Origin of the sequence: Brevibacillus sp. Leaf182 (assembly GCF_001423865.2) — a bacterium.
In the GTDB taxonomy this organism is placed as follows: Bacteria; Bacillota; Bacilli; order Brevibacillales; family Brevibacillaceae; genus Brevibacillus; species Brevibacillus brevis_C.
In genome coordinates this window covers 210,940-235,327 of the sequence record NZ_LMPN02000023.1, presented here as the reverse complement: position 1 = coordinate 235,327, position 24,388 = coordinate 210,940, and the positions used below count along the sequence as shown (strand labels likewise).

At 49.0% G+C, this 24,388-nt stretch carries 23 protein-coding genes and 1 other annotated feature; of the genes, 7 read left to right on the top strand and 16 right to left on the bottom strand.

Annotated elements, in window-relative coordinates:
• Positions 1–107 precede the first annotated feature (107 nt).
• From ASG16_RS14570 to ASG16_RS14545, 6 genes are all read right to left on the bottom strand, one after another.
• Positions 108–1,088 (bottom strand): N-acetylglucosamine kinase, encoded by a 981-nt coding sequence (locus ASG16_RS14570; RefSeq protein WP_056496840.1) that lies wholly within the window; start codon positions 1,086–1,088, stop codon positions 108–110.
• Positions 1,075–1,899 (bottom strand): carbohydrate ABC transporter permease, encoded by an 825-nt coding sequence (locus tag ASG16_RS14565; RefSeq protein WP_056496845.1) that lies wholly within the window; start codon positions 1,897–1,899, stop codon positions 1,075–1,077. Before ASG16_RS14565 ends, ASG16_RS14570 begins: the two co-directional genes overlap by 14 nt.
• 33 nt (positions 1,900–1,932) lie before the next feature.
• Positions 1,933–2,826, bottom strand: a complete 894-nt coding sequence (locus ASG16_RS14560; protein ID WP_082196037.1) for a carbohydrate ABC transporter permease — start codon at positions 2,824–2,826, stop codon at positions 1,933–1,935.
• 136 nt (positions 2,827–2,962) lie between these two features.
• Complete coding sequence (locus tag ASG16_RS14555; RefSeq protein ID WP_056496848.1) at positions 2,963–4,246, bottom strand: ABC transporter substrate-binding protein; 1,284 nt, start codon at positions 4,244–4,246, stop codon at positions 2,963–2,965.
• Positions 4,247–4,271: 25 nt separating this feature from the next.
• Positions 4,272–5,309 (bottom strand): serine hydrolase domain-containing protein, encoded by a 1,038-nt coding sequence (locus ASG16_RS14550; protein WP_056496850.1) that lies wholly within the window; start codon positions 5,307–5,309, stop codon positions 4,272–4,274.
• A gap of 17 nt (positions 5,310–5,326) precedes the next feature.
• Positions 5,327–6,184: a MurR/RpiR family transcriptional regulator gene (locus tag ASG16_RS14545; protein WP_483296478.1), complete on the bottom strand. Its 858-nt coding sequence runs from the start codon at positions 6,182–6,184 to the stop codon at positions 5,327–5,329.
• A gap of 218 nt (positions 6,185–6,402) precedes the next feature.
• Between ASG16_RS14545 and ASG16_RS14540 the strand changes: the two genes are divergently transcribed.
• Positions 6,403–7,695, top strand: coding sequence for an amidohydrolase (locus ASG16_RS14540; RefSeq protein ID WP_056496853.1), 1,293 nt, complete (start codon positions 6,403–6,405; stop codon positions 7,693–7,695).
• A 13-nt stretch (positions 7,696–7,708) separates the two neighbouring features.
• Here the strand turns inward: ASG16_RS14540 and ASG16_RS14535 are convergent, their stop codons facing one another.
• The 3 genes from ASG16_RS14535 to ASG16_RS14515 form a co-directional block, all read right to left on the bottom strand.
• The gene (locus ASG16_RS14535; RefSeq protein WP_056496856.1) at positions 7,709–8,167 is read right to left on the bottom strand and encodes a TspO/MBR family protein; all 459 of its coding nucleotides are present in this window, start codon (positions 8,165–8,167) and stop codon (positions 7,709–7,711) included.
• A gap of 1,181 nt (positions 8,168–9,348) precedes the next feature.
• Positions 9,349–10,044 carry a metal-dependent hydrolase gene (locus ASG16_RS14520; protein WP_048031657.1) on the bottom strand — a complete coding sequence of 232 codons (696 nt, stop codon included), beginning with the start codon at positions 10,042–10,044 and terminating at the stop codon, positions 9,349–9,351.
• Positions 10,045–10,176: 132 nt separating this feature from the next.
• Positions 10,177–10,374 (bottom strand): hypothetical protein, encoded by a 198-nt coding sequence (locus ASG16_RS14515; RefSeq protein WP_056496858.1) that lies wholly within the window; start codon positions 10,372–10,374, stop codon positions 10,177–10,179.
• Between the two features lie 272 nt (positions 10,375–10,646).
• Here ASG16_RS14515 and ASG16_RS14510 point away from each other — a divergent pair, with 272 nt between their 5' ends.
• The 6 genes from ASG16_RS14510 (at position 10,647) to ASG16_RS14485 (ending at position 15,412) form a co-directional block, all read left to right on the top strand.
• Entirely contained in the window at positions 10,647–11,240 is a 594-nt protein-coding gene (locus ASG16_RS14510; RefSeq protein WP_056496862.1) for a MerR family transcriptional regulator, read from the top strand.
• A gap of 305 nt (positions 11,241–11,545) precedes the next feature.
• The gene (locus ASG16_RS14505; RefSeq protein ID WP_056496864.1) at positions 11,546–12,541 is read left to right on the top strand and encodes a helical backbone metal receptor; all 996 of its coding nucleotides are present in this window, start codon (positions 11,546–11,548) and stop codon (positions 12,539–12,541) included.
• A gap of 12 nt (positions 12,542–12,553) precedes the next feature.
• Positions 12,554–13,549, top strand: a complete 996-nt coding sequence (locus ASG16_RS14500) for a FecCD family ABC transporter permease (RefSeq protein WP_082517327.1) — start codon at positions 12,554–12,556, stop codon at positions 13,547–13,549.
• A 1-nt stretch (position 13,550) separates the two neighbouring features.
• Positions 13,551–14,330, top strand: coding sequence for an ABC transporter ATP-binding protein (locus tag ASG16_RS14495; protein ID WP_056496867.1), 780 nt, complete (start codon positions 13,551–13,553; stop codon positions 14,328–14,330).
• 17 nt (positions 14,331–14,347) lie between these two features.
• Complete coding sequence (locus ASG16_RS14490; RefSeq protein WP_056496870.1) at positions 14,348–14,857, top strand: HugZ family pyridoxamine 5'-phosphate oxidase; 510 nt, start codon at positions 14,348–14,350, stop codon at positions 14,855–14,857.
• An 84-nt stretch (positions 14,858–14,941) separates the two neighbouring features.
• Positions 14,942–15,412 carry a DinB family protein gene (locus ASG16_RS14485; protein WP_056496873.1) on the top strand — a complete coding sequence of 157 codons (471 nt, stop codon included), beginning with the start codon at positions 14,942–14,944 and terminating at the stop codon, positions 15,410–15,412.
• 83 nt (positions 15,413–15,495) lie between these two features.
• Here ASG16_RS14485 and ASG16_RS14480 read toward each other — a convergent pair whose 3' ends face one another.
• The 7 genes from ASG16_RS14480 to ASG16_RS14440 all read right to left on the bottom strand — a co-directional run bounded on the left by ASG16_RS14480 (position 15,496) and on the right by ASG16_RS14440 (position 23,961).
• Complete coding sequence (locus tag ASG16_RS14480; RefSeq protein ID WP_048031651.1) at positions 15,496–16,680, bottom strand: M20 family metallopeptidase; 1,185 nt, start codon at positions 16,678–16,680, stop codon at positions 15,496–15,498.
• A gap of 50 nt (positions 16,681–16,730) precedes the next feature.
• Complete coding sequence (locus ASG16_RS14475) at positions 16,731–17,954, bottom strand: Zn-dependent hydrolase (protein WP_056496876.1); 1,224 nt, start codon at positions 17,952–17,954, stop codon at positions 16,731–16,733.
• Positions 17,955–18,620: 666 nt separating this feature from the next.
• Positions 18,621–19,574 carry an aminoglycoside phosphotransferase family protein gene (locus ASG16_RS14460; protein ID WP_056496878.1) on the bottom strand — a complete coding sequence of 318 codons (954 nt, stop codon included), beginning with the start codon at positions 19,572–19,574 and terminating at the stop codon, positions 18,621–18,623.
• Positions 19,575–19,708: 134 nt separating this feature from the next.
• Positions 19,709–21,295: a M4 family metallopeptidase gene (locus ASG16_RS14455; RefSeq protein ID WP_056496880.1), complete on the bottom strand. Its 1,587-nt coding sequence runs from the start codon at positions 21,293–21,295 to the stop codon at positions 19,709–19,711.
• A gap of 151 nt (positions 21,296–21,446) precedes the next feature.
• A complete protein-coding gene (locus tag ASG16_RS14450) occupies positions 21,447–22,775 on the bottom strand; it encodes a helix-turn-helix domain-containing protein (protein ID WP_241970761.1) in 1,329 nt (442 codons plus the stop codon).
• 43 nt (positions 22,776–22,818) lie between these two features.
• Positions 22,819–23,355 (bottom strand): HXXEE domain-containing protein, encoded by a 537-nt coding sequence (locus ASG16_RS14445; protein ID WP_056496883.1) that lies wholly within the window; start codon positions 23,353–23,355, stop codon positions 22,819–22,821.
• A 15-nt stretch (positions 23,356–23,370) separates the two neighbouring features.
• A complete protein-coding gene (locus ASG16_RS14440) occupies positions 23,371–23,961 on the bottom strand; it encodes a TetR/AcrR family transcriptional regulator (protein ID WP_056496885.1) in 591 nt (196 codons plus the stop codon).
• 131 nt (positions 23,962–24,092) lie between these two features.
• Positions 24,093–24,370: a binding site (T-box leader), on the top strand.
• Positions 24,371–24,388 lie beyond the last annotated feature (18 nt).

The following is a 24,388-nucleotide window of genomic DNA, read 5'->3' as shown; positions in this document are numbered from 1 at the left end:
CGAGAAAACGGCTACTCCAAATTACGGAAATAGCCTGCAACGTTCTCAAATCCTATTCTCACCCAATTTTACCCTATTCGCTCTGTTGTTTCCATCCCCCGGAAAATTTAAATGTGCGATTTTTCAAGTATCGCTGCGCTCACACACAATTGCTCTGCCATTTTTTCGTCAACAGCCAAGCCTAGCCTCGTAATTGCCGCGACCAGTGCTCCAACGACAGGCGAAACTGTAGGAATCACCGTTTGAAACGAAGCGCTCGCAACCAGTTGTTCCCGAAGGATTGTACCGGCAGTTAACAATCCTCCTGCCAAAACGACCGGTACAGGCTCCTGGACCTTTTTTAAGCAAGCATCGGCCAATTCTAGCAAATCCCCGACTGCTTGCATGATCAATGCATTTGCCACAGGATCGCCTAGTGTTGCGGCTTGTTCCACGAGTTGGCTCGTTTTTGCCAGCTCCATTCGTGGATTACTCCCCCCGTAGATCAAGTTGATCAGCTCATCAGGACGTTCTACGCCATAGTGGTCCATAAACAGTCGCGTCAGTACGGTCGGTTCACCGCGCCCATCGTATTCGCGCAATACGGCGATTGCCGCTTTTTTACCCAAATCAAACCCGCTGCCCTCATCTCCTACCAGATACCCCCATCCGCCTACACGGTGCCGCGCCCCCTCTTTTGAAAAGGCACAGGCAATCGAGCCCGTACCAGCAAGGAGAACGACGCCTGGCTGCCCCCATGTTCCCGCGTAAAGCGCTGCGATGACATCGTTATCAATCAACAGACGTTCTCCCCACTCTTCGACGAAGGCATGCTGAATTCTTTCCTTGATCTGCGGACGATCTGCACCGCCAAGCCCGATAAACAGGCCGGCTACTTCCTCTTCTCTGGCACCTGCCTTTATCCTCGCAGCCTCAATGAGTTGGCGCAGAGTAGCTTCCACGTCTCCCCAGCTCCTGGAGAGCGGGTTGGATGATTCGCCCACCACAATTGCTCGAACCTGTCCCGTCTCATTGCAGATCGCTGCTCTGGTTTTACTTCCGCCTCCATCGATCCCGATGAACCACTTTTCCCCATTACTTGACTGCACCTGCCGTCAACCCCTCCATAAACTGCCTCGATGCCATCAAAAACACGACGATCATCGGTAAGGCAGACAACGTGAGCCCAGCAAACAACAGGCTCCAGTCTGTTTCATATTCTCCAAACAGCACCATCATGCCTACCGGAATCGTCTTGAGCGCTTCCTCTTGAATGAAAATCAACGGGAAGAAAAAGTCGTTCCACGCATGGATGAAATTAATAATAATCACCGTAGCCAAGGCCGGACGAATCAGTGGCAAGAGCACACGCCAAAACACCTGAAAATGGCTGCACCCATCGATCCGCGCCGCTTCCTCCAGCTCAATCGGCAACGTCCGAAAGAAGCCCGTCAAAATAAAAACGGAGATCGGAATGCCACTCGCCGTATAAATCAGAATCAGCGACCACAGTGAATTCAAGAGCCCTAGATTCTTCATCAGCAAAAACAAGGGGACGATCCCCAGCTTGATCGGAATCATCAGGCCAACAATGAAAAAGAAGTATAGCCCCCCTGTCCATTTAAAGGAAAAGCGCGACAAGTAAAAGGCCGCCATCGCTGAAAAAACCGTAATCAACAAGACAGACATGGCACTGACGAATACACTGTTCCACAAAAAGTCAGCAAAAGGCACCGCTTCCCACAGCTTTTTATACGTATCCAGGCTAAACGTCTTCGGAAGGGAGAGCGGACTCGCAAAAATCTCCATATTCGTTTTCAGGGAAGAAGAAATCATCAGTACGATCGGATATAACGCGATTAACGCAAAGAAATACGCCAGCACATAAGATACAGCTCTCCCACCCACAGTCATCTTCACATCGCATCCTCCTTTCCACTCAGGAACACGCAACTAGTGTTGGACTTCTCGTTTCCTCATCAAATAGAGTGACAGTGCCGACACAGATCCGACGATGAAAAACAACACGACAGCCAATGCCGAACCGAGTCCAAGTGTGACATCCCCAGCTCCGCTGCTAAACGCCATGCGATAAAAGTAAACAGCCAGCGTATCCGTCGAATAAAACGGCTCACCCATCGAGCCTTGCATGGCGTAGACGAGTTCGAACGCTTCAAAGGCCTGAATGAACGTGAATATCGTCATAATCGTGATTGCTGGCATGCACAGCGGCAAAATCATTTTCCACAACATCCGCCAGCCTGTTGCCCCATCCAACCTCGCCGCCTCGATCAAATCCTCCGGGATCGACTGAAGTCCCGCCAAAAAGATCAGCATGGCAAAGCCTATGCCAAACCAGCAGTTAATTAAAATAATCGCGAGGAGCGCTGTATCTGGATCACCGAGCCATGGTCTGGCCCACTCTTCGAGACCAATTTTCCCCAAAACGGTATTGAGTGCACCGTAATTCGGATTTAAAATCAATTTCCATAAAAACCCAATCACAATAACAGACAGCAGCCTTGGCATGAAATAAGCGATCTTGAGAAACCCGGAACCTCGTATTTTGCGATAGATGAGAAAAGCCAGTCCGAAAGCAATCCCATTTTGCACAATCATTTCGACCACAAAGTAGAAGACGTTATGCCGTAAAGCATTCCAGAACATTTCGTTGAAAGGCTCTACCGTAAACAGCGTAATGAAATTTTGCAGTCCGACAAAAACCCCGCGCTTGATGCCATTCCAGTCGTACAAGCTGTATAAGAATGCTGAAAAAATTGGGTACACGACAAACAACGTATAAATAACAAGCGCGGGCAGCGGAAACAAGTGAATCAGCCAGCGCACCTGCCCCTTTGTTCGAATGCTTTTCCGGTTTACCGTCTCGATGATACTCACCCCTTCTTATGAAAATCATCGCGGCCTGTTCAGAAGCCGGGAGTGAACCCAACTCAGGTCCACTCCCCTTTTCGTTTGCTATTTTCTACTTTTTAAAGGGAGCAAACCAGGTAGCCGCCGACTTTTGGACTTCTTCTACGACCTGCTCAGGAGTGAGCTTGCCTAAATACATGCCTTGGAGGGCGTTTTCCAATGTTTGCTTCGTGGTCGGTTTTCCTTCCGCGAAGCTGACGACCATCAAGTAGGGCGTGGCGCTTGATTGGGACAGCTCTGCCATTTTGTTTACCAACGGATCGTCAGTCGATACACCTGGCACTGCACTGATTCGTTTGAACTGATTTGCGAATAGCTCCCCGAACTTTTTCGTCGCCATGAATTCCATGAACTTCAATGCCTCTGCTTTGTGTTTGGACTTGGCATTTACGGCATAGGAACCATCGACCCAGGTTGTCAGGACTTGTTTTCCGTCATTGGTTGGCATTGGAAAGAAATCAAGTGGCAAATCGGGGTTGAGCTTTTTGATTCCTTCCAATTCAAAGCTGCCATTGATGAACATCGCTGCTTTTTCCGTGGCGAACAATGTCCGCATATCATTCAATTCGAGACCCACATAATTTTCCGGGAAATAAGGGATAAGTTCTTGCATGCGCTGCACGGATTGGAGGAACTCGGCGCTTTTCAGGTCACTTTCTCCTTTCAGCAGCTTGTCGAGATAGTCCGTTCCGTTGTAGCTAGCTGGAGCAATCACACCATGACTGAGAGAGAGGAGCCAGCCTTCCTTTGCTCCGAAAGAGATCGGGACGATTCCTTTCTCTTTCAAGGTTTTGGCTGTCACGATCAACTCATCCCAGCTTTTCGGTGCCTGGAGGCCGTTTTGCTCGAAGATTTTCTTGTTGTAGTAAAATTGCGTGGAGTTCAGGGATAGTGGGACACCGTAGACTTTACCATCTTTACCTGTGGCCGCTGCGAGCACGTCTTTTGGTATGCTAGATATACCTGGCACATTGTCGAGAGGCTCCAGATGTCCAGCTTCAGCTAGAGTAATCCCTGGAGCGTAGGGACGCAGTTGCAAAATATCTGGACCACTGTCGCTTTGGAGCGCCGTGTTCAGGATGGTATTGTACTCCGTTGCTTTGAATGGTTTGAAGTCGATCTTGATATTCGGATTGTCTGCCTCAAAAGCTTTGATGATGGCTTTGTAGCCCTCCGTGTCTTCTACACGCCAGCTATGCATCGAGAGTGTTACCTGCTGTCCTCCACCCTGCCCGCCGCCAGACTCTGTTTCGGTTCCTCCACTGCTACATCCTGTCACTACCATAACTGCAGCCAACACGATTGAAGCTACATAGCGAAAACGAAATTGCTTCATGCGAAACCCTCCCCTTTTTCTTCCCTTAGGTCTGCAAAAGCTGAGCCGTAACCGCATCGTGCAAAATTGGTCGTAATTGCCGAAGCTGATGATTGCGGCCTAGATGAACGGCGTTGGTAAGAAAGATGACAGCAAACTGTTGCTCCGGGTCGATCCACATACTGGTTCCAGTAAAGCCCGTATGCCCGAAGCTCTTACGATGCAAGCCGTTTCCACAGCTCAAGGTGGTGGAAGCTTGATTGAGCTCCCAGCCATACCCTCTATTCCCCCCTGCTTGCTCTGTATGGTTACGAATCGCCAGTTCATACCATTCGCTCGCAAGTATTCGAGGGTCTTGGTACAACCAGCTCATCGCGTATCGGCACAAATCGTCAGCCGTTGAAAATAGTCCAGCATGTCCGGCAACCCCTCCCATCGCAAATGCTTTCTCATCATGAACCTCGCCTGTAATGTAGGAGTGAGTGAGACGGCAATGCTCAGTAGACGCAATATTCCGATAAATTCGCTGATTTGGACAGTAGACGGTTTGTGCCATGCCCAATGGGGTGAAGATGCGCCGGGTAACAAACTGGTCCAAGCGCTCTCCGGTTACTTGTTCGATAACGAGGCCCAACCAGATCATGCCCAAATCACTGTAAATTACCTGGGCCCCTGGCTCGTGAATCAATTCTTGCGCATACAACAGCTCTGGCAAATCGATCTCGCTATCGCGCCTTCTCTCTGCCAAATCTGCCGGCATTCCTGAGGTATGCGCGAGCAGTTGTGCGAGGGTGATCCGCTTTTTATCAGCGGGACAATTGGGAAAAAATCGACCAATCTGATCATCTAGCGCTATCACTCCCTCCTGCACGAGCAAAAGGATAGCCGGCAGCGTCGCCGTCACTTTGGTGAGCGACGCCAGGTCAAACATGGTATCCGGCGTCACCCGCTGGTCTTTGGCAATACTCGTCGTTCCGACATCACACGCATACCAGATACGACGATCACGCACGATTCGCAAGGCAGCTCCCGGTAGCAAACCGTTGTCCACCCATCCTTGCAATAGCAGCTCCAGATCGTCCACGTCTTCCCTCCCTTCTCCTACGTCGATGAGCGTTTCGTTCGACTGACAGCAAGCCTTGATTTTTCCAACAGGGGAATGACTTGCTCTTGCATCCTGCTGATCATGGTAATAAATAAAATATCGATGACGTTCAATTGAGCAATGCGTGAAGCCATGGCTCCGCTGCGAATGCTTTTTTCTACCGAGCTGGTGAACAGCCGAATGTTGGCTAGTTCGGCTACTGGCGAGGGTCCGAATTTAGTCAGGGTAATGATGGTCGCTCCCTGCTGCTTGGCCTCCGTCAGCGATTGAATAATGTCTTCGGTCTGTCCTGAATAAGATATGCCGATAACCACGTCTTTTTCCGTTAAAGTGACTGCCGACGTCAATTGTGCGTGAAAATCCGAATAAGCCTCACACCACAAGTTAATCCGCGAAAATTTTTGCCGGATATCGTCAGCAATGACTGCGGATGCACCGACGCCGTAGACATCGATCTTCCTGGCTACCGACAGCACGTCGACTGCTTTCTTTACTTCTTCGTTGGACAAGACGGAGAGCGTATCCTGGATGGATTGAATGTTGTTCCAGCTGACCGCTTGCATAATCGATTCAACTGAACCCTCCATCATAATCTCCTGATAGCTACCCATCGCCGTCTGTTTCGTCAAATCTCCCGCGACGCGCAGCTTTAGCTCCTGATATCCCTTCATATTAAGAGAGCGAGCCAAACGGATAATCGTCGCCTCGGAAACCCCACTATATTCCGCCAGTTTTTGGACAGAAAGCTTCACGACATCTTCCGGGTGAGCCAGGATATAATCAGCGACTTTTCGCTCCGAAGGCTTCAATTGATCCAAGATTGCTTGTAGGCCGACAAGCCCTCCATTTAACATATGTGACATCGCTTTCTTCCCCCAAATCTTATCTACATTTTATGTAGCATTATTTCTCTAGTCAATTGTTATCTAATAAACAATATTTCAAAATCACGAGCTCAGCACAACTCTTCTGAATTTGTTCTCTCCTTTTCTAAAAATTCCCTCCTTGACTTTCTCGCGGCGTCAAGCTTTACTCTTGCATCGCTACCAAGAATAAAAAGGAGGATTTTCCCATGAAAACGTTACTGATTAAAGACTGCATGATTTTGACGATGGTTGAGGGAGAGAAGCCATTTCTCGGGGATATTTGGATCGTGGATGGTCGAATCGCCAAAATCGGGCCATCCCTTGAAGAGGAAGCAGACCGTGTCATACTGGCTAAAAATAAGGTAGCAATGCCTGGTCTCATCAACGCGCACAACCATGCCAGCATGTCCTTGCTGCGTGCTTTTTCCGATGACCTCAAGCTGATGGATTGGTTGGACAAAAAGATGCTTCCTGCTGAAGCCCGGATGACAAGAGAAGATGTCTACTGGGGAACGACACTGGGAATCGCGGAAATGATTGCTTCTGGCACGACTGCTTTTGCCGATATGTACGTGCATATGGATGCGGTCGCCCAAGCGGTACTTGATTCCGGGATACGCGCTTCCTTGACTCGTGGCATGGTCTTTTTCGAAGATGACGGAGGACGACGAATGGCCGAAGCCTTGGACCTCATCGACAACTGGACGGGGGCCGGCGATGGCAGAATCACGACGATGCTCGGTCCGCACGCTCCTTATACGTGCCCGCCGAAGCCTTTGCAAGGAGTCATCGCGCTTGCCAGCAAGCGCAAAATCCCGCTCCACATCCATCTGGCTGAAACGATTGAGGAAGGAGAAAAAATCCGGACCAAGTACAATCAGACTCCCACGAAGTATTTACATGAACTGGGCATGTTCCACGACACCCACGTCTTGCTCGCGCATGCTGTTCATCTGAATGAATCCGATGTCGCGCTACTTCGCGGGATGACGGGCGGTGTCGCACATAATCCTGTCAGCAATTTGAAGCTCGGCTGCGGCATCGCCCCTGTCAGAGAGCTGATCGAGGCCGGGGTCACTGTCGGGATGGGAACAGATGGTGCTGGCAGTGCTACGACTCTCGATATGTTTGCCGAGATCAAAGCCGCAACTTGGATGCAAAAGCTCAAGCACGGCGATCCGACGGTTCTTCCTGCCGAAGCAGCCTTGCGCATGGCTACCATCGAAAGTGCAAAGCTGCTTGCAATCGATCACGAGGTCGGAACTCTAGAAGCCGGGAAGAGAGCTGATCTCATCCTGATCGATCTGGATAAACCGCACCTGCAGCCTGTCCATGACATCCCTGCCCTGCTTGCATACAGCGCAACGGGAGCCGATGTGGATACAACTATTGTGAACGGAGAAATTTTGATGCATCAGCGCCAATTCCAAACCCTTCATTGGGAGGAAATAAAGAGAGAAGCGACAGCGCGAGCCAGCCGACTCGTAGAGGGCCTGTAATTATTTTGTGCTTTCACAGGTTGAGTAGGCAGAAGCCAACCGCGAGACACATCGCAAACACGCTCCACATGAAAGAGGGAATGAGCAGCGAGGATGCAATTTTGTGGTGGGGACGAATGGCGCGAATCAGCACCCATGTGGAATACATCACCAGAATGGTATCCAGCGCAGCCAACACGAGCAGTTGATAGCCGATAAACAATACGAAAAAAAGTTGATGAAAAAACCAATTGATTCCATATAGAAGCAAAAGCTCGCGGTCTATCTGCCTGGTTCGAATCAAGATCAGGAACGACCATGCTATGAGTGCATATAAAATGAGCCAGATGATACGAAACAAGTAAATTGGCGGTGTCCCATCGGGCTTGGCCAGGGAATCATACCAGTCCCCACCGTCTGGAAAAGCAAGACCACCCAGTGAATAGAGGACCACTCCCGCAAGAAATAGAAGACTATTGTGCACCAATCTCATCCAGGAAGTCACCCTTTCTTCTTTCCTTTACTCTTTTATATCTATGAGTGGTCCTGTTCTTTTCATGCTAGTTTCAGAGATTTCTTTTTTGGTATAAAAAACTTTTTGGTACGTTGCTGTAGTAGTGGGGAGGAAACAGGAGAAAACGCTCAGCTTCTTGTCCCACCCGCTGGGGGATTCACTGCCCGCCTCCATGCAAAAAGCGAAACCGCGTCCAAAGTGGTCCTTTCAGGATGTATTTCAGAGGTGGACGCTTAAGGGCGTGTTTCGCTTTTTGCATTCCGTCTCGGTCGGTGTACCAAAGATCTTCGCTTTTTTCTCCTGTTTCCTCTACGAGCTTTCCGTGTGATCCGATTTTTTAATACCTAAAAAAATGGTAGATCGTAATCAGTCACGACAGAGGGGAATATTTCCAGACGTAGCGACTTGTGGAGTCCTACCGAGCGGAGAAGGGATTTGCGGGCAAAAGAAACGCAACGTGCTCGGGCTTCGAAGCGGCTACCACTTTTGCGTTTCCCTGCAAATCCCTTCGGAGCGGACAGTCTCAACCCCCAGCGGGACGGAGCCTGGAGCCTAGTCTGGAAATATTCTTCTCCCCACCGCAGCTACATAACGGAAACCCCTGTTTGTTGCTGTAGTGGTGGGGAGGAAACAGGAGAAAACGCTCAGCTTCTAGGTCCACCCGCTGTGGGATTGACTGCCCGGCTCCATGAAAAAAAGCGAAACCCGCGTCCAAAGTCGTCCATTCAGGCGGCTTCTCAGAGGTGGACGCTAAGGGCTTGTTTCTCTTTTTTTCATTGCGCCTCGGTCGGTGTCCCTAAGATCTTCGCTTTTTTCTCCTGTTTCCTCTACGAGCTTTCCGTGTTAACCGGGTCTTAAATGCCTGAAAAGATGGAAGAATGTAATTAGTTCCGACAGAGAAGAATATTTCCAGACGTAGCGACTTGTGAAGTCCTACCCAGCGGAGAAGGGGTTTGCGGGCAAAAGAAACGCAACGTGCCCCTGCGACGAAGCGGCTACCACTTTTGCGTTTCCCCGCAAATCCCTTCGAAGCGGACAGTCTCAACCCCCAGCGGGGCGGAGCCTGGAGCCTAGTCTGGAAATATTCTTCTCCCCACCGTAGCAAAAAAACCGCTAATCTCACCCTCCGTAGATTAGCGGTTCTATGTATCAAGATCGTGTTATGGCAAACGCAATGTCTCCCCTGGCTTCAATGCCTTGCCTCTGATGTCTTTTTCAGCCAGCTCGGCTACGAACGCTTCCCCATCCTGTTTGATCGGCGGGAATGTATCGTAATGAATGGGGACAACAAAATCGGCTTGTACCCACTCGGCAGCTACGAGTGCATCCTCAGGTCCCATTGTGAACACATCTCCAATCGGCAGGAACGCCAAATCGATGTTATGACGCTCTCCGATTAGCTTCATGTCACCGAACAATCCTGTATCCCCTGCGTGATAGAGGGTTTTTCCACCTAGCTCGATCACAAAGCCCCCTGGCATCCCCATGTACACGATTTGTTTCTCATCATCCAGCACGACACCGGAGCTGTGGAACGCCTGTGTCATTTTCACTTTTCCAAATGGCAGTTTGATAGAGCCTCCCAGATTCATCGAGATGGTCTTGACTCCCTGCCAGCTCAAATAGGTAGCAAGCTCATGGGTTGCAACGATTGTCGCATCGTTTTTCTTGGCCAACTCTACCGCATCCAAAATATGATCCTGGTGTCCATGTGTTAGAAGAATGTACTGAACTGAGATGTCTTCCAGCTTGGTTGCTGCCACTGGGCTTCCTGAAATAAATGGATCAATCATGATCGAATGCCCTTCACTTGTTACCTGCACGGAAGAATGTCCGTGAAACCGAATATCCAACATAGTGGTACCTCCTCTATTCGCAGCGTTTTTTCAGTCCCTTTCATGTTACCATGCCGCAGGGTGTAAAGAATAGGAAAGGCCGTCGATCACTCGACAGCCTGAGAAACAAATCCTGTTTTTCTACAATCGTACTTAGCAATCGTCGCCGTCATGCTCTGTAACGGCAACAATTTTCGAATCACGAATAATGGTGCGGCGATTACCATTGCGCTCTTCCAAAATAATGGTGGTCGATTTTACTTGTACTAGACGACCAAAAAAAGTGCCGTCTACAGTGACAACCCTAACATTTCTACCTTCGAATTTTTTTACCTGATCTTTGAATGCCATGGTTAATCCCTCCTTCTCATGCATCCTATGAACATTTGGCATAGCCCTACTGAGCACATGCGGAGTTAAAGAGAAAATGTACTTGTACCCGTCCGTCATTTGTCCTCATTTTGCCAACAACTTTGTCGTCTGGTGACAAATTGACGCAAAATCAGCACTCTGCTTACGAACACTGTGAGATTTTGTCGCACGATTCCAAAAGGAAAACCATTTTCACGTACAGAAACGGTATAGCAAGAGATGAGCGGACTTACGCCAGAGGAGGGATTTCCATGGGAGAGGTTATCGAGTTATTGGCACGGGAGAGAACATACAGTGGCAGAGAAGTTGCGGGACTGTTAGGCATCGGAGCGAGCACCTTGCGCAAGTGGAGCATGCTCTTGGAACAGCACGGCTACTGGTTTTTGCGGGATAATCAGAATCGTCGGGAGTACAGGCAGACAGATATTACGTGTCTCCAGCGGTTTTATCGTTTAACAAAGGATCAACTCATTCCGCAAGATGAAGCTGCCCAAATGGTGGCTACGCAAAGCTCCACTGAACCCGCTCGTAAGGAAACGGCCCTTGCGGTTGCATTCCCCCCTGTTTCCTCACATCCGGCTTTGAATCATACTGCTGCCCTTGAAGAGCTGGATGAAAAGCTGCATGCCTTGGCTTCCCATGTCCAGCAACAAGACGCCGCCTACTTAGCGCTGCTAGCTCGTGTAGAAAAGCAGGAAACCTATATTACCAACAACCTGAAAGAACGTGATCGCCGCTTGACCAAGGCAATGAATGACATTATGGATGCCAAAATCGAGTTAGCCAAAATCAGGGACGCTGAACGGAAAACTTCGATCTGGCAGAAGCTTTTTCGGATTCGCTAGACGGCTGCAAGATTTACATTGTTGCCTTCTTTTTTCTCGCAGCCAACTGACTTGGGATGCCCGGACGCCTCGCTTACGAAATAGCCAGATTCGCACGATATACGTCCATTCAGTTACTCCGGGCAGCCTTCGCTCTTAGCACAAAACACCTCTACTTTCCTCTTTTTCCGCGGCTTTCCTCCTGTTTTCACCATTCCTTTCTATGGAAATTTTTCATTGATAATAGTAATCATTCTCTATATAATCATAATCAACGCAAAAGAGATTGATTCTCATTATCATAAATTCTCAGGAGGCTTCGTACATTGAAACATGCAGGATGGAAAACCGGGATGATTGCTTTGCTATTAACAGGTGTAGTTGGATGCAGCAATTCCGCGTCCCCTGAAGCTGTCACACAACAAGCTGCAACCAGCTCACAGTCGGACTCGTCGACATCAAGCAAACAAGCCGTCCATACAATCAGCGTAGATGAAAAGAAGGTAGAAGAGCTACTCACCCAATTCAAAGCCCAGCCACCTACAAAAGTCGTGACCGTTTCCGTAGCGATTACCGAGTTACTGAACGAACTGGGTGTCACTCCGGTAGGCGTACCGACGACAAGCAGCAAGCTACCATCCTCCCTCGACAATGTTCCGCGTATCGGCACTTCTCACCAGCCTGATTTGGAGCAGGTCGCGAAGCTTCAGCCTGACGTCATTCTCGGACCTACCTCAATCCAAGCGAGCATCGATAAAAAATTCAAACCCACAGCGCTGCCTACCGCGTACTTGCCTGTAGACTCAATCGACGAGCTCAAACTGTCTACTGTCGCACTCGGACGCCTGTTCAAGCAGGAAGAGAAAGCAACAGCGTTTCTCCAATCCATCACGGAAAAAGAACAAACGATTATAGATGCAACCAAAGGGAAGCCCGCCCCCAAAGTATTGTTCTTGTTCGGTTCTGCCGAAGCCCTTATGGTCATGAATGAAAATACATTTGTCGGAAGCCTTGCCCGTAATCTCGGCGCATCCAACGTCGCTTCCGATGTTCTGAAACAAACCGAAACATACGTGCCGCTCAACATGGAATCGATCGTAGCTGCCAATCCCGATGTCATTTTACTGATAGCGCATGGCGATCCGAGCGCAGTGACCAAAAAGTTCGAAGAAGACGTGAAGAAAAACGGCGCATGGGAAAAGCTGAACGCATTCAAAAATGGCAAAATGAAAGCACTCGATTACAGCACATTCGGGATCGCCTCACTGGTAAAAGTTCCGGCTGCCTACAAGGAGCTCGCAAACATCCTGTATAACGATTAAGGAGTTTTTTCTGTGACCCAGCACATTCCGAACAGGAAAGCTGCTCTCTTGGTGACAGCTTGCATCATGCTCGGTGTAGCTGTACTGCTCTCCATTGGTCTGGGGAGCGTACGCCTCACGCTTGCCGAAACAATAGAAACCATCCTCGGACACGGCGATGCCGCCAGTCAAACCATCCTGTGGGATATCCGGATTCCGCGTGTTTTTCTCGCACTATTGATTGGTGCCAATCTCGCTGCATCGGGTGCCCTGCTGCAAGCAGTCATGCAAAATCCGCTTGCCGATCCAGGTTTGACGGGGGTATCCAGCGGGGCAGCCGTTACGGTGTTGTTCATCATGCTGGTCGTGCCCGACTATTCTTACTTGATACCCTTAGCTGCCATCATTGGCGGCGGGGTAGCAGCAGGCATGGTCTACTCCATGGCATGGAAAAAACAGGGCGGATTAACACCTGTGCGCATCATACTATCGGGGGTTGCCGTCAACGCTGTCTTCGGTGGAGCAATCGGGTTATTGTCCATCCTGTACAGTGACAAGCTGCCTGGTGCGCTGCAATGGATGAATGGCAGTCTGTCCGGAAAAGGCATGGGCGATGTCATGATGATGCTTCCCTATTCGATCGTCGGGTGGATCGCAGCGCTGTTATCGATCAGGCAGGCAAACATTTTACGCCTTGGAGAACAAGTTGCTCACAATTTAGGGCAAAACTTGCATCGCTTGCGCCTCTCTCTTTCGATCATCGCGGTCTATCTGGCAGCCGTTTCGGTATCGACTGTCGGCCTTGTTGGGTTTATCGGACTAGTCGTGCCGCACATGGCTCGCATGCTCGTCGGCTCTGATTACCGTCTGGGCTTGCCATTTAGCCTCGTGCTTGGCTCTCTTGTCTTGCTTGTTGCCGATACGTTTGGTCGAACGGCATTCGCTCCCTTGGAGATTCCTGCCGGGATTGTGATGGCAATCGTGGGAGGACCTTATTTCCTTTACTTGATGCGAAAAGGGGGCATGTGACATGTTACAGGTGCAATCGTTGAACATCAGCTACGGTCCACGTACAATCGTCCATGACTTTTCTCTCGATATCCAAGAAGGAGAGGTTGTTTCGATCATTGGTCCAAATGGTTCAGGAAAATCATCGATTCTCAAAGCGATTTCACGGCTGATTCCTTGTGAAAGCGGCCGTGTATGTATTTCAGATCAAGAATTGAACAGCCTGAGTATGAAGCAAATCTCTCGCATCATGTGCATGCTTTGCCAATCCAACACGTGCCCGTCAGACGTAACCGTAGGAGAGCTAGTCGGATACGGCCGCGTTCCCCATAAAAAATGGTTTGAGCGCCTGAGTGGCGAAGACTATGCGATCGTCACGTGGGCTTTGGAACAAACCGGCATGCTCAGCTACAAGGACCGCTACCTCGTCTCTCTGTCTGGCGGGGAAGCACAGCGTGCCTGGATCGCGATGGCTTTGGCTCAAAAACCGAAAATCTTGTTACTTGATGAGCCCACTACCTATTTGGACATCGCCCATCAACTGGATGTGCTTGAGCTCGTTCGCAAGCTGAATCAGGACTTGAAGCTAACGGTTGTCATGGTGCTGCATGATTTGAATCACGCCAGCGCCTACAGCGATAAAATTTGTGTGATGAAAGACGGAAGCCTGCGTGTTTTCGGAAAACCTCAAGATGTGCTTACGATGGAAATGATTCGAAGCGTGTACGGTGTCGAAACCGAGATTCAGTACACGTCAGACAGCGGTAGCCCGCGGATTCACATTTTGAAAAAAGCAAATTAAACAAGTGAGGTGCTCGTATGAAAGCGATGGATAAGGAAGCGATGAAGGCCCAGTACCAATCGTTTGCTGCGAACATGAAGACACTCATGTTAAGCACGATCGACGAGCATGGAAAACCGTTTCTCTCCTACGCCCCGTTCGTCAAATACGATGGAAAGTTCTACATCTACATTAGTAAAATTGCGAATCACTATCGCTACATGGAAGAAAATCCGGCAGTCGACGCCATGCTCATTGAAGACGAGTCGAAAGCCACCAATCTATTTGCTCGCCAACGCGCTCGCTTCGTGTGTTCAGCCCTGAATTTGGGTAATGCCGGTTACGATGAGATTTTCGAGCTGTTTGCACAGTCATTTGGAAAAAACATGATGGATATGCTGCGCGGCCTTGATTTTTCCTTGTTCGAATTGACACCATCAGAGGGACGCTATGTAGCTGGGTTCGGTCAGGCTTACGACATTGACCTGACAGCCGATAAATTTGTCCACGTCAACCGTGATGGTCACACATCCACAAACCGGTCTTGAGCGGTTTGTCTGACCGCAAGCGGTCACATCCACTTTCTATGAAAAACGTCGAGAAGTTTTTCACTTAACGGAGGGGCATCTTTCATGACCTATTCAACCGCATTGACACTTTGGCTCACCATCCAGGAACGTTTTCACAAGACTGCGAAAAGCTTGCCCGAACAAGATTTGCGTTTGAGCATGAATGCAGTCTCCATCGGGTATATGCTGCGCCATAGCGCTGAGGTCGAGTACATGTTTGCCGAATGGTTTTTCGGTCGGAGCATCCCAGCGGACGTAGAATTGTTGACGAAAAACGGTCCTGTCGGAACCAAAGTTGCATTTACCAACCTGCAAGAGCTCGCTGATTTTATGACCGCTTCCAACCAACACTTGATCGATGCGATGCGTGACTTACCGGAGGACGCTTGGCACAAGCCCGTCGAAACGCCATTGGGGTCTTCTACTCCATTAGAAGCATTGGGTCGCCTCATGTATCACACGGGTATCCATGCCGGACAAATTTCGCAGATTCAAAAATCATTTCACACCAAAGAAAAAGAGCTCACCCACTAAGGTCTGATATCGCCTTTCGCACGCCAAAAAGAGCTTCTCGTCTCTCTTGACTGGAAGCTCTTTTTGCCTGTGTGCCACTCTGGTTACATCACGATTTTTCTTGCTGCGTTGACGAACATTTTTACGCCAACTTCGAGCGCATCCTCGTCGATCGTAAAGCGTGGATGGTGGTGCGGATAGGTGATGCCTTTTTCTTTGTTTCCGGCAGCGACATAGAAGAAGCAGCCTGGTGCTTTTTGCTGGAAGGCGGAGAAATCTTCGCCACCCATGGTTGGACGCATATGCTCTACCCACTCTGCTCCCAGTGATTCTTCCACGACCTCTTCCATCAATTTCGTCACTTCGGCATCGTTGATAACCGGGCGATAACCAAATTCGTACTTGAACTTGTACCCCGCGCCGTGTGCTTCTGTAATGCCTTTGATCACGCGTTCCATGAGTCCCGGAACGGACTCGCGCAGATTTTTGTCAAAGCTGCGGACTGTCCCGCAAATCTCTACAGCACCCGGAATGACATTATGTGTCGTTCCCCCCACAAATTGTGTGACAGAGAGAACCAGATTATCGAGCGGATCGGCATTGCGGGATACGACGTGCTGGAGATTAGTCACCACTTGAGCCGCAATCGCGATGCTGTCGATCGTTTCATGCGGGAGCGCCGCATGTCCGCCTTTTCCAAGAACGGTGATCCAGAATGTATCAGGCGCTGCCATCATTGGACCTGGGCAGATACCCACTGTCCCAAACTCCATCGTCGACCACAGATGTGTACCAATCACCATGTCTACGCCGTCCATGACGCCTGCCTGTACCATTTCCTCCGCTCCGCCCGGGTATACTTCCTCTGCGTGCTGGAAGAAGAAACGAACCTCTCCCTTGATCTGATCCTTCATCCCGGACAGCAGCTTTGCCGTTCCGAGCAGCATGGAAGTATGTCCGTCGTGTCCGCACGCATGCATGACGCCTGGATTTTTCGATACGAATTCAAACGTATTCTCTTCCGTAATCGGCAATGCGTCCATGTCAGCGCGCATGGCGAGCACTTTCCCAGGCTCGGAACCAATCAATCTGGCCATTACACTGTTTTTCGTCGGTCTGGACACTTCCAGATTCCCAAAGGTAAGCAGTGTCTCATACACAAACTGTGCTGTTTTTTCTTCATGGAAGGATAATTCAGGGTTCTCGTGCAAATAGCGTCTCCACGCGATTACCTGATCCTTAATTTCTTCGACCGCCTTGTTAAGCGTTACCACCGCCGTTGCTGTCATGCCGCTCTCCTCCTGATTTACGTGGCTCCCCCACTTACTATCTCTTATGCCTATTTTGCTAAGGATAAAACGGTGCGGTACAGTACTTGCGCTCCGTTTGCACAATCCTCTTTTGTCGTGAATTCTGCCGGGTTGTGACTAATGCCATCCTTGGATCGGGCGAAAATCATGCCAACCGGGCACAGCTCAACTAGCTGCATGCAATCATGCCCTGCCCCACTCGGCAGTCTAAATGCTTCCAAGCCTTCTGCCTCACACGCTTCGGCTACTGCATTCTGGATATCATCCGAGCATACAGCAGGAGCTATGCGTTGCAGCAGCTCTACTTTCAACGTCACATTGCGCTCAGCACAAATCGCTTTTGCCCGTTCGTAAATGCGCTGTTCCACTTCATCGCGGATCGCTTCGTCCACGTCACGCAAATCAAGCGAAAACTCGACTCGTCCAGGGATGACGTTCACTCCGCCTGGGAAAGCTTGCAGCCTTCCAACGGTCCCTACACTAGTTCCTGTCCGTCCGGCTTCTTCCTCGATGGCAAGCATCACCTGAGCGGCTGCTGCCATCGGATCACGGCGCAAATTCATCGGCGTTGCCCCGGCATGACCGGCTTCTCCCTCTAGCACGAAATTCAGCCAGAGTGGGCCCGCCACGCCTGTCACGATCCCAACAGATAGCCCGCGGCTCTCCAGTACCTTGCCTTGCTCGATATGTAGCTCCACATATGCCTTCACACTTCCGGGAGTTCTCGCGGCGAGACTGGTGCGTTCAGGATCAAGCCCCGTTTGCCGCATTGCTTCGGCAATCGAGACCCCATTCTTGTCTGCTTGTTCCAACTCATCCCGCTTGATCAGACCCGCGATACCTCGACTCCCGATCATCCCGTAACCAAAACGCGTTCCTTCTTCATCCGTGAACGCGATGACTTCGATCGAATGCTCTGTTTCGATCCCAAGTTCCTGCATCGTCTGTAAAACTTCTACGCCAGCCAGTACGCCAAGTGGGCCGTCATAATCGCCGCCATTTGGTACGGAGTCGATATGCGAGCCAACCAAAACGACAGGAGCGGCCGGATTTTTCCCTTCTTTTCGCCCAATCAAGTTCCCAACCTCATCTTCGCGAACGGAGAGACCTGCTTCCTTCATAAAGCCTGTGACGAGATCTTTTGCCGCCCGTTCCTCAGGCGTAAAAGACAACCGCGTGATGCCGCCCGCCTCTTGCTTCCCAATGTTGCCAAGCTGTCCCAATCGATCCCACAATCGATCCGAATTGATCATGACGTGCCACTCCTCCTTCTATGCAGAACCAATAACGGTTGATTAACGGTTATGTCCTTAATTGTATAATAGTCTGTCTATTTTGAAAAGGCGGCAACCATTCATTCCGCATGGCAAATCCATCCCCCAAAAAGTCCCGTAGAATGAAACCTGCCTATATTCGTAAAGCCAGCTTCTCGGAATAGCTGTTCGATTTTTGGTTCAGATTTACTCGTCTACCTTCGCTGATTTCCTTATGAAGATCCTTCTACGTTATAATTGATTTCCTCCAATGCTTCCTCCGCAGTTTCCCTAATAGAATCGTTTGGAGATTGTAAGTACGGCTCAATTACTTTTATAAATTTTCGATTTTTTGAACACCCGAGGATAGTTAATGCATAGTCAAGGATAGCGTCGTCTAGTGTTGGCAGAACATCTGCTAATGGATCCCATTCTACATTTCTTGCGACTCCTTGAAAGGTTACTGCATTCATGAGTAGATAAAACAAACTTTCCTTTATATCAAAGTTTTCTTCTGCAATCGCAAGTTCTAGGGCATACTTTGTAAATGTTATACGTCATTCCGATTAGGGTTTCCATACTCAAGCAAATCACCAATATCACCCAATCTGAGATCCAGATCTTCCCTTCTATTTAGGAATAACCCTTTCAGGTAAGCAACGTCGATCATATTAACCTCCTATCAACCTTACTCAATTCCCCTTTCAAATGCGCGATCGTCTCTACTCGATCCTTCTCCTCTTGCTCATCAAACAAAAGCTGCTCTAACAGTTCACATATATCTTCCAGCCTACGCCGGATTTGATAGAATTCCAGCGCTTGTCGATTGACCACATAATTTGTATGTGTCTTCCGATAGGTAGCCATAAACTCCTCTAAAAAAGGCTGATCTACTAAGAACATCAGATCGGCTTCTACCGGAGCCAGCCTCAATCCTTCCCAATCTATGAGAATGAGCTCTTGACCAGATTGCATCAGGTTCCAGTTGTGAACGTCCGTATGGCAAAGCTTCATTTTTACCTCACTGCCTCGCAATTCCTCTGCAATCATCTCCAAATCATTCATGCGGGTAGCCAGTATATTGGCAAAAGGTTGGACGATTTCATTCACATCATCAGGCAGACGATGGATATCGTCATTCAGCATTTCTCTAAACTGCTCGGCAAATGGAATGAGGAAGTCTTCCTTGATTGCAGACGTACTAACCGGGATTTCTTCCCCGTACAAATGCAACTCCGCTATGATTTCAGCTAGCTGGCGAACTTGCATCGAGTTTAACGCTTGGCTCCCAATGGTTTTCCCCTCAATATATGCAAACAGTTGATAGATGCCCATGTCGTCTTCATGTTTATACGCTGCGTTTCTAGTCAGTAGTGGAACTGGAAGTTTGCCTTGTAGTCTGGTCTCGCGTGATAGCCACTGGATAATGGGAACATACTTGTCAATCAACGCTGTCCACTTGGGCGTAGATGCTCTACTTTTTTCATAGACCTTCAAGAAATAGGAATGCAGGTCGCTGTTGACTTTATAAGCAAGCGCCGACCATCCTCCTTGCTGAGGGGTAACATCAACAGCCTCTATATCATACTGGTGTCTCAATATGGTTTTGAAATGATCCATGGGGTACTCCTTTCTAACTTCATATACACACGCGGTTAACCATCAACATACAAAAAATTGCCTTGCCCCACAATAGGAGCAAGACAATTTATAATAGTATGACAAGTATTTCGTGATACGAAATATCTTAGTGATTATTGCACACCAATTGCATCATACGCATCTCTTACAGATTCTACTTGTTGGGAATTAGCACCGAAAAGAACTGTTGCGGATTGAATAGCTGCTTGTCGCATAGCGGAGAAATTAGAGTTTGGATTGAGGTAGTTAGTTAGAGCGTAGTAGTAGATTTTTGCTGTGTCATTGCGACCAATGCCTGTGACCGTTACACCGTGGTGTGAACCACCCTCTGCGAGGAGATATGCCGCTTTGTTGTTGATACCGCTGTTAATGTGTACGCCTCCATTGTCATTTGGACCCGTGTAGCGATCGCTGTAGTGGTCAGGATCTCCAGCAATTGTTGGATCTTCGAGAGAGCGCAGTGCATCTCCAGGCGTTCCTGGTGTGTATACATCTTCACCCATGAGCCAATCATCGTCGTCAATCATTGCCCCGAAGATATCAGAGATGGATTCATTTAACGCACCGGACTCATTTTGATAGATCAAATTGGCTGTTTTTTCTGTTACGGCATGTGTTAATTCATGTGCAACGACATCCAAGCCGGCAGACAATGGGCGGAATACACTTCCATCTCCATCCCCGTATACCATTTGCACGCCGTTCCAGAATGCGTTGTTGTAGCTGGTACCGTAATGGACAGTAGAAATCATTTTCGCTCCATTGTTGTCATAGCTGTTGCGGTTATGTGCGTTTTTGTAGTAATCGTAGGTTTTCTGTGCATAGGCATGCGCATCAACAAGTGCGCCATCTGTCCATTTGTTATCGGTATCAGAGCCAAGAGTGCCTGGGAGGGTATATCTGTTCCGTGCCGTGTACGTCTCAATTCCCTTACCGCGCGTCGTATCTTTCGCCGTGTAGTTTGTATTGCTTACTTTCGTTACTTCGAAGGACTTAGAGTCACCAAGTACCCCCGTACCAGTTCCTGTAATCTCATGGAGCATATTGTATTTGTTGATCACGTCACCAGAATTAGCATCGATGAAATACTTCCAACGGCCTGGCAGCGGATCAAGGAAATTCAGCTCCACTTCGTAAGCCAAGTACGATTCATCTTCGTGGATGTAGATATAGAGGTTCCCTTTTGGCTTCACCTCGAACTTCTCCACTTTTTCGTCAATCTCATCCTCCAAATCCTTGATGGCCTCTTTGACTGCCTTATCTGCCTTGAGTTTTGGTTTTTTCGTCAGCTTATCATTGTCTGACAGGTCAGGCGCGTAGTTTCCGAGGAATGCTGTTACATTTCCATCCTCGTTTACGTGAATCGTCTGCTGATAACCATAGACCGGGATGCCCTCGTACATTTCTTGTACGCGGTAGTGAGTCATGTCTGTCTCTTTGTCTGTCACTTCATCTAGCACTTTAAAGTGATCTTTCACATCTCCATCAATGCGGAAGGAATCTTGATGTTGCTCCAGGAATCCCCAAACTTTGTCTTCGCCATCCAGGTCTTCTGCCTCGAACTCTTCTCCGATAAATTCGGGGGTATCCCACTCAGCGCTATAGACGATGCTTTCGGATTCTGCCTGCGCAGCAAGCGGCAGGAATGTAGAAGTACCCAATGCGAAGCTGAGTGTTACTGCAAAAACCGATTTCTTCATACTCGTTAACTCCTCCTTGGAAAATATTGTTTTTTATGTAAGTTCATAGTTGTTTACATCTCTTATTATTTGTCATAAATGTGAATTTGAGAACAATTTTTTAACGACAAAAAAATCATTTCCCGAAAGAAATGATTAATTGGTAAATTTATTACAATTGCGATTGCCATACGATCCGATACACCTTTCGCGGTCTTCCGCGCGGGTGCGGGTTTTCTTCTCTGATCACTTGCGCTAGTCCCTTTGACTCCAGTTCAATCAGAATTCGTCTGGCGCTTCGTGGCAGAATTTGCAGATATGAGGCTAATTCTGTCGCATGAATTTCCTGAGAACCTCGCTTTTTGAGTATGGAGTAAAGCTTGGCGAGCGTCATGACACTCAAAGAGGTTAGCTGGCTGAGCTCTTGCAGCTTTTCTGAGTCGTACCGATAGGTGATCTGTTCATCACGACCAAGCGGCCCTACGACGCTTTTGTCATCAAAGAAGACCATCCAATTACCTGTCCCGCGCTCTTTGGCGTGCAGCAAAGCCGCGCCACCGTGGATTTCTGCTTCATAAGCGGTCTTGCCGATCCCGATTCCACACGTCACCAGATCAGCGCGAATGCCAAACAGTTCTTCCAAATCCGGCATGGTCGCATAGTCACGGGTCACTTCTTGCAGGTTGCCCCGCGTTGTAAAAATGACGTAGCGTCCGGGACCCGCTGTCTTCAGTGAGCCTTGCAAATGCTTCGCGTAGCGCAACAGCTTTTCCATCGTCTTGATCTCGGCATTTTGCCATTCATCTGTGGAAAAGTTGCCACCGGCAAGCTCGCGAAATGGATCGATCTCCATCATCTGCACGGCAATTTGGGTATCTTTGAAGTGAAGCATTTCGTGCGTTCGCAAAAGCATGTGAATGACCGAAATCACGCCTGCACGTGTCGGCACGACCCGATGTACAGGGACACCTCTGCGTGCCAGTTCTACATCTGCTGTCCGCAAGCAGGTGACAGCCACCTTTGTCTTGCCTGCCCTCCAAAGCTGTTCGTGGTAATCGGCCAGTTCATCGGCTGAGATTGCTCCCTCGTAATGCTTGAGCCATTTGTATCCACCAGCGATACCCGCCTCGTCCATAAAATGCTCCAGTTCTTCTGGCGAAAATGTATCAAAGCTCACTTCATCCACCCGGATTCCCAATTGATGAGACAGGTGAAGCAAGGTTCTGTACAAGCTCGCACCGAGATGAGGCACATAAGCCATCGGCACTTGGACCTTGCCTGACTCGCTCACCATGGCATAAGGGACCTGTCCGGAGAAAAGCCACATGTCCACCTCATCCACATGCGGCAAGATCAGATCGAGGATTTCTTCTTCTTTCCAATAGACAATCGGCAAGTATTCAATTTCGGGAAACTCTCGCATGACTGATTCGATGATGGCAAGTGAATCATCCGCGCCTATTACGCCTAGTCGCAGCTTCAACAAAATTCCCTCTTTCACACCAATCTCTTCCTACTAGGATAACATACTCCCTCTCTTTTTCTCATCGAGGGATCATATTACCTGCTGCCTCCCCAATCCGGTGTGCCACGTACAAAACAGGTATGATCAGCAAGCTGTACGGCAACGTGCTCCATAGCAACGACCACATCACAAGCCCAGCCTCAAGCAATCGATCATACGTATACAAACTATACGGCAAAACCAATGCCACAGCCGTCACTACACCTGGTGTGTACATGCGAAGGACAATGGTATGCCCAACATGCATGAACACATGGAGAAACATCACGTGCAGACAAACCAGAAAAAACGGGAGGTACGTTCCAGCCGAAAGTGTCGTGACAGTCAGAATGACCGCTGCCGATAAAACCGCGAAAATACAAGAGACTGCGATGGTAAATTGCGCCGTGTTCATCGAAAGTGACGGCTCTATGAGCTTTATAAGCCGTTCTGGCACGGTCTGTCTAATGATGTCTTTTTTAGCTCGCACCCAACCTTCTACCATCACGATCTCCTCGAAATCATGAAACATGAAAACGACTAAAAACAGCCAAATCAGATGGGACAGCTCCAGCATACACGCACCCTCCTCCTATTCGTTTGCCTGCAAAATTCCATATGCCAAAAAAGATACCGCATCGTCCGCAAGCTTCTCCGCCGTTTTCTCCCCCGTCAGCAAATACCGTGTCGTCAAACGGTCTACGACTGCGATCATTGCCTCTGCTGCCACCTCCACTGACAACTCGATACGGACATGCCCGGCATTCTGATTTTGTCGCAAGTTGACAGCAACAATCGAAGCCAGCTTGCGATGCAGCTCTTCGCCCTCTTCTGCCTGATACAGCACGATCCGGGTCAAGTCAGGCTGTTCCTGAAAAAATCGGAATAAAGCGAGCAGATTCTCCCGTACCTGATGGAAGGCATCTGCCTTCGTCAAGGCCGTTACCTTTTGACCGCTGTCCGCCAATTCCCACAGCTTGGTGATGAATGTGTCCGTCAACTGCTGATGCAGACCTTCCTTGCTGTCGAAGTACTGATAAAACGACGCCTGTGTCAGGCCTGCTGCTTTCACGATGTCACTCACCCGCGTACGATGAAAGCCTTTTGCCGCGAACTCAGAAGCTGCCGCCGCAAGCAACCGACTGCGACTCAGCTCCCCTTTTGACAATTTGTCATTGGTCATTTTTTCACCCCAAAAGTAACTCGTCAGTTATATAACTATTGAGTTACTTTTACAACTTTTGGTTTTTCTTGTCAAGACCCACTTGCTTTTTTATTCCACTCTATGTAAAATGTTTGCTCAAAGGGTATCATTTGATGGCAATGAGGAAGAAGAGTAGTCATTTTGCGAGACTTCAGAGAGCTGATGGTTGGTGCGAATCAGTGTTAAGGAAATGATGAATGGGCTTCCGAGCTCCAAACCGAACCCGCTCTCATGGCGGCAGTAGGCTTTGGCGTTACGTCCGTACGTTACAATGGACACCGTATCAAGCTGTCTTACACAGAAACGGTACGGATCAAAGAGATTTTGCGTATGGATGATTCCTTGCGTGAAATAACAAGGGTGGCACCACGGTTCATTCGTCCCTGTCCAGGGCGGATGGACCTTT

Coding starts and splice junctions, on each gene's coding strand:
- ASG16_RS14475 (WP_056496876.1), bottom strand. CDS start 17,954: ATGATCAATTCGGATCGATTGTGGGATCGATTGGGACAGCTTGGCAAC.
- ASG16_RS14535 (WP_056496856.1), bottom strand. CDS start 8,167: ATGAGATTGGTGCACAATAGTCTTCTATTTCTTGCGGGAGTGGTCCTC.
- ASG16_RS14510 (WP_056496862.1), top strand. CDS start 10,647: ATGGGAGAGGTTATCGAGTTATTGGCACGGGAGAGAACATACAGTGGC.
- ASG16_RS14485 (WP_056496873.1), top strand. CDS start 14,942: ATGACCTATTCAACCGCATTGACACTTTGGCTCACCATCCAGGAACGT.
- ASG16_RS14445 (WP_056496883.1), bottom strand. CDS start 23,355: ATGCTGGAGCTGTCCCATCTGATTTGGCTGTTTTTAGTCGTTTTCATG.
- ASG16_RS14495 (WP_056496867.1), top strand. CDS start 13,551: ATGTTACAGGTGCAATCGTTGAACATCAGCTACGGTCCACGTACAATC.
- ASG16_RS14520 (WP_048031657.1), bottom strand. CDS start 10,044: ATGTTGGATATTCGGTTTCACGGACATTCTTCCGTGCAGGTAACAAGT.
- ASG16_RS14460 (WP_056496878.1), bottom strand. CDS start 19,574: ATGGATCATTTCAAAACCATATTGAGACACCAGTATGATATAGAGGCT.
- ASG16_RS14540 (WP_056496853.1), top strand. CDS start 6,403: ATGAAAACGTTACTGATTAAAGACTGCATGATTTTGACGATGGTTGAG.
- ASG16_RS14440 (WP_056496885.1), bottom strand. CDS start 23,961: ATGACCAATGACAAATTGTCAAAAGGGGAGCTGAGTCGCAGTCGGTTG.
- ASG16_RS14455 (WP_056496880.1), bottom strand. CDS start 21,295: ATGAAGAAATCGGTTTTTGCAGTAACACTCAGCTTCGCATTGGGTACT.
- ASG16_RS14515 (WP_056496858.1), bottom strand. CDS start 10,374: ATGGCATTCAAAGATCAGGTAAAAAAATTCGAAGGTAGAAATGTTAGG.
- ASG16_RS14545 (WP_483296478.1), bottom strand. CDS start 6,184: ATGTTAAATGGAGGGCTTGTCGGCCTACAAGCAATCTTGGATCAATTG.
- ASG16_RS14490 (WP_056496870.1), top strand. CDS start 14,348: ATGAAAGCGATGGATAAGGAAGCGATGAAGGCCCAGTACCAATCGTTT.
- ASG16_RS14480 (WP_048031651.1), bottom strand. CDS start 16,680: ATGACAGCAACGGCGGTGGTAACGCTTAACAAGGCGGTCGAAGAAATT.
- ASG16_RS14555 (WP_056496848.1), bottom strand. CDS start 4,246: ATGAAGCAATTTCGTTTTCGCTATGTAGCTTCAATCGTGTTGGCTGCA.